Here is a 10,489-nt window from a genome sequence, read left to right on the forward strand (position 1 = left end):
AATTTAGGTTTGAATTTTAAATTCTTCTTTTTGAAAATTTATCAATTTTGGATTTATGACCTACACCAATTTTCATCTATTAGCATCTTTTTATTTCCAAAATTGAGATTTATTAAAAAAATCAATTTACATAATATTGAATTATATAAAGAAAAAAATCCGAAACTGAATTAGCTTCGGATTTTTGAAATTTCAATTTTATTTTAAAACAGATTTCTTATCTGGTTACCCCCTGGCTTGCTATCCAGTCTGAATATTTTTTCGCATTAATTGTATGCTGTTCATAACTAGAAGCAAATTCATGGTATCCGAAACGATCTATACTTGCACAGAAATATATATAATCATGCTTTTCAGGATTTAAAACTGCATCCAAAGCTGTGATATCCGGCATTGCAATTGGTCCCGGAGGAAGTCCAATATTCACATAAGTGTTATATGGAGATTTCATAATCAGATCATTATAAAAAACTCTTTTGATGACCTGATCAAAATCATTAGCTTTTAATTTTAAAGCATAAATTACTGTCGGATCAGCCTGCAAAGGCATCGCTAAACGTAAACGGTTCAGATAAACTCCTGCGATTCGTGGTCTTTCATCTTTTTTAACTGATTCTTTATGAACGATAGAAGCTAAAATTGTAGCCTGAACCGGAGATAATCCCTGCGCTTTTGCTTTTGCAATTCTTTCGTCTGTCCAGAAATTATGATATTCCTTAATCATTTTATCACGGAATTTCTCTGCAGAAGTATTCCAGTAAATTTCATATGTATTCGGAATAAACATGGCAAAAACGTTTTCTTCGTTAAAACCGTTTTCTTTTAAGAAAGTAGAATCTTTAATCGCTTTCATCAAGGATAAACTATCCGCTTCTATTTCAGAACCCACTCTTCCGGCAAAGTTCTCCAGTCTTTCCTGATTGTTAAAAGCCAGTTTTACAGGAACATTAGAACGCATAGCACGTACTAAGTCAATATTATTCATGTCTTTTTTTAATAGAAAACGACCTGATTTTACATTTTCAGGATAGCTTCTCTTATCAGCCACCATTTCGAAATTATCGAAATTCTTTATGTAAGGCTCTAATATTTTTTTTACATCAGTATAATTGGCCCCGGTCGGAACATGAACATAGACTTCTTTTTCTTCAAACTTAGTATTTGAACTAAAAATTCTGCTAATTAAAATGAACCCGTAAATCATTAAAACTGAAATAACCGCTACGGCAGTTATTGTGATTATCTTTTTTATACCCAAAACTAAGTTGTTTAAATTTGTTTGTTAATTAATTGAAATATTGCTTCATCCTGATAGTGATTATTCAGCAAAATCCAATCCTTTTTAATTCCTGTTTCCTCAAAACCAAATTTAGTAAAAAGAGCTTTACTAGCTACATTTCCTACATTAATATTTGCATATAATTGATGCAGGTTTAAATTATGAAATGCGTATTTAATTAATAATCCTAACGCCTCAGAACCAATATTTTGATTCCTGTTGTCTTTATTCTGAATTACAATTCCAACCCCGGCCCTGTTATTTTTTGGATCAAATTCAAATAAATCAATCAGTCCGATAGCCGGAAAATCTTCATCCTGGCAGATTGCTAATCGCAATTGTTTTGCCTCATAAATATCCTGATGTGCATTTTCAAGATACTGACGAACCAAAAATCTGCTGTAAGGTGTTTGCGTATTGCTTACTTCCCAAATGCTCTGATCATTTTCCATTGCATACACAAATTCCAGGTCATTAGGTTCCAATGCCCGAAGATAAATTGTATCACCTTTAAGAGTTATCATCCTGATTATATATTTTTGGCTGTAAATTTTAGATTTAAACGTTGAAATTAAATTTCAATTGTTCCTTTAAAAACAAATTTTGCAGGTCCCGTAAGGAATACGTTAGTAAAATGCTCCCCGGTTTTATCAAAAGAAACAACAAGTTTTCCGCCTTCAACATTCAGATTGATAGAAGTTTCATCCGTCTGTCCTATGGCATTCATGGCAATGGCAACAGCTGTAGCACCGGTTCCGCAGGCTAAAGTTTCATCTTCAACACCACGCTCATACGTTCGAAGCGAAAAAGTACTGTCATCTACTTTTTTTACAAAATTAATATTGCTTCCTTTTTCTCCGTATAATTCACCGTAACGAATGGCTGCACCATTTTCTTTTACATTATAATGTTCCAAATCTTCGACAATTTGAACATGGTGTGGCGAACCGGTATCTAAAAAGGTATAAGAATCCTTTTTTTGAACTTCATTAACGTCTATCATTCCTAAAGAAACAATTGCATCTTCATCAACAGAAGCATGATGCAGACCATCTGTTGCTATAAAAATGGTTTTGTCTTTGATAACGCCTAAGTGATTAGCAAAAGCAACCAGACAGCGTCCGCCATTGCCACACATAGAACTTTGATTTCCATCTGAATTATAATACACCATTCTAAAGTCGGTATTTTTATCATTTTCAAGCAGGATAAGTCCATCTGCTCCAATACCGAAACGTCTGTCACACAAACGTTCTATTAGTTTAACATCTTCTTTAGGAAAAAAATCTGAACGATTATCAATCATTACAAAATCATTTCCTGTACCCTGATATTTATAAAATTCTACTTGCATTTTTTAGTCATTAAGAAATACAAAAGTACGAAGAAACTGCGAAGATTAATTAATGAAATGTTAATCAATGTTAAAGAGAGTTAAACCATTTTTCCAGATAATTTTTTGGTATAATTTTACGTTATAAATGTTAAAAACAAATACCTAAAATAACTTAAAAACATAAATTGTAATATGAAAAAATTTTCAACCTTATTTTTAGTTTCACTACTAAGCGGTGCTACTACGCTTGGTGCTTACAAGTTATTATTTGACGGCAGTGATTCTTTTTTCGGAAAAGGAAATTCTGTTGTTACCCTTGCACCTAATTCATACGGAAAGACTGTTGGATTACCGGGTGAAGCTGTTGACTTTACTGAAGCAGCAGATAAAACAATTCATACCGTTGTTCACGTAAAAAATGTTTCGCGAAGAACCGTTAGTAATCCGATGATGGAGTTTTTCTATGGTTATGGCGGACAACAACAGCAGGAACAGGTTGGTACGGGTTCCGGGGTTATTATTTCTGAAGACGGATATATTGTAACCAATAATCATGTAATTAAAGACGCTTCGGAAATTGAAATCACTCTCAACAATAAGAAGTCTTATACAGCAAAACTTATTGGTACAGATTCTAAAATGGATATTGCATTATTAAAAATTAATGCTGACGAAAAACTTCCTTACACAGCTTTTGCAAATTCAGATTCGGTAAAAATCGGAGAATGGGTTTTGGCCGTGGGAAATCCGTATAACTTAACATCAACTGTAACTGCAGGAATTGTTTCGGCGAAAGCCAGAAATTTAGATACCAACGGAATTCAGTCTTTTATTCAGACAGATGCTGCAGTAAATCCTGGAAACAGTGGTGGAGCTTTGGTAAATACCAGAGGAGAACTGATTGGTATAAATACAATGATTTCCTCAATGACGGGTTCTTATGTTGGGTATTCTTTTGCTGTTCCTTCTAATATAGCCAGAAAAATCATTGAAGATATTATGGAATTCGGAAACGTTCAAAGAGGAATTTTGGGTGTTGAAGGCGGAGAACTGAACAGTACCGCTTCTAAAGAACTTGGAATTACCCAAACACAAGGTTTCTACATTAATAAAGTTTCTAAAAATTCAGGTGCTGAAAAAGCCGGACTTGCAAAAGGAGATATTATAATAAAACTTGATGAACAAAATATTGCCACGTATGCTGATCTGTCAGGTTACATTAATACAAAACGTCCTAACGATGTTGTAAAAGTAACTTACATGAAAGACGGAAAGACAAAAACGGTTCCGGTAACTTTAAGCAAAAATGAATTTTTTAGTACTGAATTTAAAGGGATTGAACTGGAAAATATTGATGCCGCTGACAAGAAAAAATTCAGAATTGATTACGGAGTAAAAATCAAAAATATTACCAATGAAAATTTAATGCAGTATCAAAATGAATTGCAAGGCAATATTATTTTAAGTATCGATAATATTAAAGCAACAAATGTTGAAACTGTTTCTAAACTTTTAAGTAAAAAAGACGAAGGTCAAAGTATCCGAATTGAAATGATAAATAAAGACGGAGAAATTTTCAGAATTATTATTTAAAAAATCGTAGTTCGTTCATGGGAAGAAAATAATCTGAAGAGTCAAAATCTTAACTTGAAAAACTTCAAAAACTATAATTTTAAAAGCCATCTTATAAATTTAAGGTGGCTTTTTTATTTTAAAATAAATGCTAAAATAGTTTACGAAATCGATTGAAATGGATACTTTTGCGCAGAATTTTAAAATAGTGAGCATTTTATTTTTTCAATTTATCAATTATGACTAAAAAATCTTTGTACCAAAAAGAGGTATCCTTACAAGTCGACCGAAGAAGAGCCGGTGTCGAATTAATTAAAATTATTAGCGATTTATGGTATGACAAATCCATTGAAATGGTATTGTTCAAAAATCAATTACTGGATAAAAATGTCAGCGATATTATTAACCTGCACCAATATGCCGGAGAATTTGTCGGAAAACCAATTACGATTTTTGATTCAGTTGAAATAGCGCAGGTTATCTTATCATTAGATCTTCCTCCTGCTAAATTAGATTTAGGAAAACTAACCTACGAATACCGTTTAGAGGATGAAAAATATCCTGATGCAAGATATTTTGTTCTTGATAAATTAAAAAAAGCAAAATCATCAGAAGAGATTCAGCCAAAAGATGTGGTCTTGTATGGTTTTGGAAGAATAGGACGTTTATTGGCGCGTGAGTTAATGTCAAAAACTGGAAAAGGAAATCAATTGCGTCTTAGAGCAATTGTAACCAGAGATACAAATGATGCAAACAGTTTAGAGAAAAGAGCTTCTCTGCTACGCTATGATTCAATTCATGGGGATTTTCAGGGATCGGTTACCGCAGATACGAAAAATAATGCTTTAATTATTAACGGAACTACTGTTCATATAATTACAGCAAATTCACCGGAAGAAATAGATTATACGCAACATGGAATAAATGACGCATTAGTTATAGATAACACTGGGGCTTTTACTACAGAAGCAGCTCTAAAAAGACATTTAACTTCAAAAGGTGTTGGTAAAGTTTTATTAACTGCTCCTGGAAAGGGAGTGCCTAATATCGTACATGGTGTAAATCATAATGACTATAATCCTGATCAAATAGATATTTTCTCTGCAGCTTCCTGCACTACAAATGCTATTACACCAGTTTTAAAAGTTATCGAAGATACATTAGGAATTGTAAAAGGACACTTAGAGACAATTCATGCTTATACAAATGACCAAAATCTGGTTGATAATATGCACAAAAAATATCGTCGCGGAAGAGCTGCTGCTTTAAACATGGTAATTACCGAAACTGGCGCAGGAAATGCCGTAGCAAAAGCATTACCATCATTGGAAGGAAAACTAACTTCTAACGCAATTAGAGTTCCGGTTCCAAATGGTTCGCTGGTTGTATTAAACTTAGAAGTAAAAAAAGGCACCTCGATAGCTGCAATTAACAAAATAATGAAAAAGTACGCTTTGGAAGGTGAACTTGTAGAACAAATAAAGTATTCACTAAATAATGAATTGGTATCTTCTGATATTGTTGGCACATCTGCACCCTCAATCTATGACAGCAATGCAACAATTGTTTCTAAAGATGGCAAAAATATTGTGCTGTACATTTGGTATGATAATGAGTATGGTTACAGCCATCAGGTCATTCGCTTAGCTAAATATATTGCGAAAGTAAGACGTTTTACTTATTATTAATAAACCCAAAAACTAACTGTATTAGTAAAACCATCAGGAATTCCTGATGGTTTTTTCTATAATAAAAAATGTTAAAATCTATAATTTGATTCCAAATCCCTTTTGGGGATTATTTCATAATTAAACGTTGGTTTCCCTGAATTTGATTCTAAGGTTACTTTTATCAAAAATGAATCCCCGGGTTTAATAGTATAATGAAGAAAATATTTAGGAAAAGTATATACTCCTAAATTGGAGAAATTTATGGTTGTCCAACTATGTTTATCATTTATTGAAATCTCTCGAACTTTTGAAACTATATCATAAGATTCATTCATCCTTTTAACGTAAAAAACTTTTTTCTTAGAATACATGAAAGGAAGAGTATGCAATTCAACTATATTACCTTGATATATTTTATCACAGAATATATTTCCAATGCTAGCTGTAGTAAATTTATCTTTTTCGTTTAGTGTATAACAGCAAGTGCTATTACGGCTACAAAACTTCGATGTCAAAATACCTTTTACAATATATTTTTGGTTGTTTTTTAATGCGATTAGATACTTTACAGAAAATATGTGTGGGAGTAGTATACAAGCACTGATTAATAACAAAGAATCTATAAATACGGCACTGGAGCGCAAATAGATTGCTAACCCCATGAAAACTAACAAAATTATAATACCAGGAATTGAAAAAAACAAAACTAACAAATAGATATTTTTTCGATCCTGTCTATCTAATACTGCTAATTTATATTCCATTTTAATTTGCATTTTACTTGCAAATATATAAATATTTTACTACAAAATTAAATTGGTAAAACAGTTGTACTTTTTACTTCAGAAATAACAAAAACAGTATTTATCTGAGAAACCTCAGGCAGAATAGATAATTTTTGCTGATGGAAATAATGATAGCTCTCCATATCCGGAATAATGATTTTAAGCATATAGTCAAAGTTTCCTGAAACATAGTTACATTCTACCACTTCCGGCAAATTAAGAATCGACTGATTAAATCCTTCCGAAGTATCATATGTTTGTTTTATTAGAGTAACCTGACAATAAACGGTAAGATTATTGCCTAATTTTTTTTTATTTAAAATTGAAACATATTTTTCAATAACTCCCTCTTTTTCAAGACGTTTAACTCTATCATGAACTGGTGTTAATGATAAATTTATCTTGTTAGCAATGTCTTTTAGCGTATAATGCGCATCTACCTGTAAAAGACGTAGGATTTTTTTGTCAATTTCATCTAAAGCCATAACGAAAACGATGTAAATTTATATTAAGAAAAAGTCATTTTTTCTTTTATGACAAACAAAAGTGTTCCCTAAAAGAATATTTTTCTGTAAAATTAATAAATAAAATAATATTTTCTTATTTATTCATGAATTATCAATAATATCTTCTCTATCAGTAGCTTTGTAAAAACATTACAAAAAAAATAAAAAACATAAAATATGATAATAGGTGTTCCAAAAGAGATAAAAAATAATGAGAACCGTGTTGCTTTAACGCCAGCCGGTGTTTCTGAGATGAAAAAACACGGACATGTAGTTTATGTTCAGGCTACTGCAGGTTTAGGTAGTGGTTTTGCTGATGAAGAATATACAAATGCAGGTGCAACAGTTTTGGCAACTATTGAAGAAGTATATGCTATTGCTGAAATGATTATCAAAGTAAAAGAGCCTATCGCATCTGAGTATCCGTTAATCAAAAAAGATCAGTTGCTATTCACGTATTTCCACTTTGCATCATCAGAAGAACTAACTCATGCTATGTTGGAAAAAGGAGCTGTATGTTTAGCTTATGAAACTGTTGAAAAAACAGATCGCAGCTTACCTTTATTAGTTCCAATGTCAGAAGTTGCAGGTCGTATGGCTATCCAACAAGGGGCAAAATACCTTGAAAAACCATTAAAAGGAAGAGGAATTCTTTTAGGAGGTGTTCCAGGTGTTCCACCAGCAAAAGTTTTAGTTTTAGGAGGAGGAATTGTAGGTACGCAAGCTGCAAAAATGGCAGCAGGATTAGGTGCTCAGGTAACTATCATGGATTTAAGCCTGCCACGCCTTCGCCAGTTAGACGATATTATGCCGGCAAACGTAAATACAGAAATGTCTAATCATTATAATATTACAAGAGCAATTAAAGATGCGGACTTAATTGTAGGTGCTGTTTTAATTCCAGGAGCAAAAGCACCTCACTTAATTACCCGTGATATGTTGAAATTAATGCGTCCGGGGACTGTAGTAGTTGACGTAGCTGTTGATCAGGGTGGATGTATCGAAACTTGTACTCCAACAACACACGAAAACCCAACTTTTATTATTGATGATATCGTACATTATTGTGTTGCTAATATGCCTGGAGCTGTACCTTACACATCTACTTTGGCTTTAACTAACGCAACTTTACCATACGCATTGCAATTAGCAAACAAAGGATGGGAAAAAGCTTGTGCTGAAAATGAAGAATTGAAAAAAGGATTAAATGTAGCTAATGGTAAAATCCTTTACAAAGGAGTTGCAGAGGCTTGGAATCTTCCTTTTAACGAAGAATTAGTGTTAGCAAACGCATAGTTGCTGGCATTATAATAAGTGCTTACTAAATCACTAAATTCAAAAAGACCTTTCTTAACGAAAGGTCTTTTTTTTGATATATATCCTTACAAAGAAAAGGCTATATAATTATTAGAAAAATTATTTCTCATCCAAAACTTCCTGCATAACTTTAGCTTCAGTCCCATTTGGAAAAGTAACTTTTATTTTTTGCGCAATAGTTGGAGCAATTTCAGTTATAGCTTTTTTATCATAAGACTCTCCTTTTTTAATGTGCCAGCCATAAAAGATAGCAGGAACGTGAGTATCGTAACTGTATGGAGTTCCGTGAGAAGTTCCGGTAGCCGAATATTCCATATCGCCCGGTTTATTAATCACGACCATATCTCCATCCTGAGTAACATCGTATCCTTTAGCAACAAAATTCAAATAATAGTCATTTCCTGAATTTGCTAAAATCTCTTCCTCTGTATAAACTTTTTTGATCTGTGGCAATGTAATCAAAAACTCTTTAAATGATTGCTTTACTTTTGATAATTCCAATCCTTTGTCTTTGATAATTTGTTTATTGAAGAAAATATTGAAATTTGAATAATTCAAAATTAAATCTGCACCAAATGTTTTAACTGAGAAATCCTGTAAGCTTTTCTTAAACTCTTTTGATGGATAATTATCTACATTATATTTACGATCTTTTAAATAGATTACATTTTCAGCACCAGCATGATCTGCAGTTAAGAAAAGTAAATAATTATCCTTCCCTACCGTTTGATCCAGATAAGTCAAAAAGTCAGCAATAGTTTGATCCAGACGTAAATATGTATCTTGTAGTTCCATCGAACGTGGCCCGAGTAAATGTCCAACATAATCAGTAGAAGAGAAACTAACAGTTAAGAAATCAGTGATATTATCCTTTCCAAGTTCTTCCTTTTCAATTGCTCTTTTTGCAAATTCAGCTAATAAATCATTTCCATAAGGAGTAGCGCGAATAATTCCTGCATCATTTTTCTCATACATAGTTTTTAAGTCATATGGAAAAACAGGAGCCGAACTGCCATATAATTTTCCTTCATATGGATTATTATCCGGAAGACTCTCATTATAAACAGAAGCAGGTTTGTATAAATCCCAACCTTTATTAATATAAGTCATATAATGCTTCTCATTATTAAACTGAGAAACCCATTCCGGTAATTTTTCACCATAAAAGGTACTACTAATAAAAGAACCTGTCTTACTGTACCAGAAAGCCCAGTTTGCAAAATGACCCGCTGGAAGAATTGCACCACGATCTTTAAGGCTCATTCCAATTACTTTTCCCTGGAAATTTGTTGCCATTCTAACTTCATCAGTAATAGTTGTGCTTTGTAGATTTTTTGGTGACATAGCACCTTCTTCTATTGTGCCATTACCAACTGTTTTAACAGAAGCATCATCAGTACAATACATTTCTTTACCAAGAGTTCTGCTAAACCATTCATTTCCTACAATTCCATGTGTTGAAGGTGTTGTTCCTGTATAAATAGAAGCATGACCCGGTGCAGTATAAGTAGGCATGTAGTTATAATGCATATTCTGAAAAGTATATCCATTATTCATTAATCGCTTAAATCCATTTGGAGAAAAATCATCTGAAAAGCGATATAAATATTCCATTTTCATTTGATCAACTACTATACCGACAACTAACTTGGGACGTTGTTGAGCACTTAAGTTTGAGATAACAAACAAGGCTAACAATAAAATACTTTTTTTCATATTTAAAATTCTAATTTAAATACAAAAATACAAGATTAGCATCTAAAACTCTAATGGGGTCAGAATTTAAACCTAAAAATTGACTTTAATTTAACAGAATGCAAAACAAGTTATCTTTACATCATACCAAATAATCAAAAAGTTTATAAAACAAAAAACCCTATCCGATTGGATAGGGTTTTCAAAAGAAAGGCGACGACATACTCTCCCACATAACTGCAGTACCATCTGCGCAGGCGGGCTTAACTACTCTGTTCGGGATGGGAAGAGGTGAGCCCCGCCGCAATAACCACCTTAAGGTTGTTAGT

Annotated in this window: 9 protein-coding genes and 1 rRNA gene; 3 read left to right on the forward strand and 7 right to left on the reverse strand. The window is 32.7% G+C overall.

From position 1 onward, the window contains the following. Window positions 1–217: 217 nt before the first annotated feature. The 3 genes from mltG to dapF are packed head-to-tail and all read right to left on the reverse strand — an operon-like array spanning window position 218 to window position 2,633. Window positions 218–1,258, reverse strand: a complete 1,041-nt coding sequence (gene mltG / locus DCO46_RS21140; RefSeq protein WP_116754464.1) for an endolytic transglycosylase MltG — start codon at window positions 1,256–1,258, stop codon at window positions 218–220. Window positions 1,259–1,269: 11 nt separating this feature from the next. Further along, window positions 1,270–1,803, reverse strand: a complete 534-nt coding sequence (locus tag DCO46_RS21145) for a GNAT family N-acetyltransferase (protein WP_116754465.1) — start codon at window positions 1,801–1,803, stop codon at window positions 1,270–1,272. 47 nt (window positions 1,804–1,850) lie between these two features. Next, window positions 1,851–2,633 (reverse strand): diaminopimelate epimerase, encoded by a 783-nt coding sequence (dapF, locus tag DCO46_RS21150; RefSeq protein WP_116754466.1) that lies wholly within the window; start codon window positions 2,631–2,633, stop codon window positions 1,851–1,853. 174 nt (window positions 2,634–2,807) lie between these two features. Between dapF and DCO46_RS21155 the strand changes: the two genes are divergently transcribed. Next, complete coding sequence (locus DCO46_RS21155; protein WP_116754467.1) at window positions 2,808–4,208, forward strand: S1C family serine protease; 1,401 nt, start codon at window positions 2,808–2,810, stop codon at window positions 4,206–4,208. Between the two features lie 218 nt (window positions 4,209–4,426). Further along, the gene (locus DCO46_RS21160; RefSeq protein ID WP_116754468.1) at window positions 4,427–5,875 is read left to right on the forward strand and encodes a glyceraldehyde-3-phosphate dehydrogenase; all 1,449 of its coding nucleotides are present in this window, start codon (window positions 4,427–4,429) and stop codon (window positions 5,873–5,875) included. Window positions 5,876–5,946: 71 nt separating this feature from the next. Here the strand turns inward: DCO46_RS21160 and DCO46_RS21165 are convergent, their stop codons facing one another. Further along, window positions 5,947–6,621 (reverse strand): hypothetical protein, encoded by a 675-nt coding sequence (locus DCO46_RS21165; RefSeq protein WP_124019590.1) that lies wholly within the window; start codon window positions 6,619–6,621, stop codon window positions 5,947–5,949. 47 nt (window positions 6,622–6,668) lie between these two features. Beyond that, the gene (locus tag DCO46_RS21170) at window positions 6,669–7,127 is read right to left on the reverse strand and encodes an Lrp/AsnC family transcriptional regulator (protein ID WP_116754470.1); all 459 of its coding nucleotides are present in this window, start codon (window positions 7,125–7,127) and stop codon (window positions 6,669–6,671) included. A 198-nt stretch (window positions 7,128–7,325) separates the two neighbouring features. Here DCO46_RS21170 and ald point away from each other — a divergent pair, with 198 nt between their 5' ends. Further along, window positions 7,326–8,444 (forward strand): alanine dehydrogenase, encoded by a 1,119-nt coding sequence (gene ald, locus DCO46_RS21175; protein ID WP_116754471.1) that lies wholly within the window; start codon window positions 7,326–7,328, stop codon window positions 8,442–8,444. Window positions 8,445–8,564: 120 nt separating this feature from the next. On the opposite strand, the gene pafA is transcribed toward ald, so the two are convergent. Next, window positions 8,565–10,181 carry an alkaline phosphatase PafA gene (gene pafA / locus DCO46_RS21180; protein ID WP_116754472.1) on the reverse strand — a complete coding sequence of 539 codons (1,617 nt, stop codon included), beginning with the start codon at window positions 10,179–10,181 and terminating at the stop codon, window positions 8,565–8,567. Between the two features lie 187 nt (window positions 10,182–10,368). Then, a 5S ribosomal RNA gene (gene rrf, locus DCO46_RS21185) occupies window positions 10,369–10,478 on the reverse strand. Window positions 10,479–10,489 lie beyond the last annotated feature (11 nt).

This window comes from Flavobacterium sp. HTF (assembly GCF_003105115.1).
Taxonomy (GTDB): domain Bacteria; phylum Bacteroidota; class Bacteroidia; order Flavobacteriales; family Flavobacteriaceae; genus Flavobacterium.

What these genes read in the sequence shown, in the direction of transcription:
- DCO46_RS21145 (WP_116754465.1), bottom strand. Translation starts at nt 1,803, where the DNA reads ATGATAACTCTTAAAGGTGATACAATTTATCTTCGGGCATTGGAACCT.
- dapF (WP_116754466.1), bottom strand. Translation starts at nt 2,633, where the DNA reads ATGCAAGTAGAATTTTATAAATATCAGGGTACAGGAAATGATTTTGTA.
- DCO46_RS21155 (WP_116754467.1), top strand. Translation starts at nt 2,808, where the DNA reads ATGAAAAAATTTTCAACCTTATTTTTAGTTTCACTACTAAGCGGTGCT.
- DCO46_RS21160 (WP_116754468.1), top strand. Translation starts at nt 4,427, where the DNA reads ATGACTAAAAAATCTTTGTACCAAAAAGAGGTATCCTTACAAGTCGAC.
- DCO46_RS21165 (WP_124019590.1), bottom strand. Translation starts at nt 6,621, where the DNA reads ATGGAATATAAATTAGCAGTATTAGATAGACAGGATCGAAAAAATATC.
- DCO46_RS21170 (WP_116754470.1), bottom strand. Translation starts at nt 7,127, where the DNA reads ATGGCTTTAGATGAAATTGACAAAAAAATCCTACGTCTTTTACAGGTA.
- ald (WP_116754471.1), top strand. Translation starts at nt 7,326, where the DNA reads ATGATAATAGGTGTTCCAAAAGAGATAAAAAATAATGAGAACCGTGTT.
- pafA (WP_116754472.1), bottom strand. Translation starts at nt 10,181, where the DNA reads ATGAAAAAAAGTATTTTATTGTTAGCCTTGTTTGTTATCTCAAACTTA.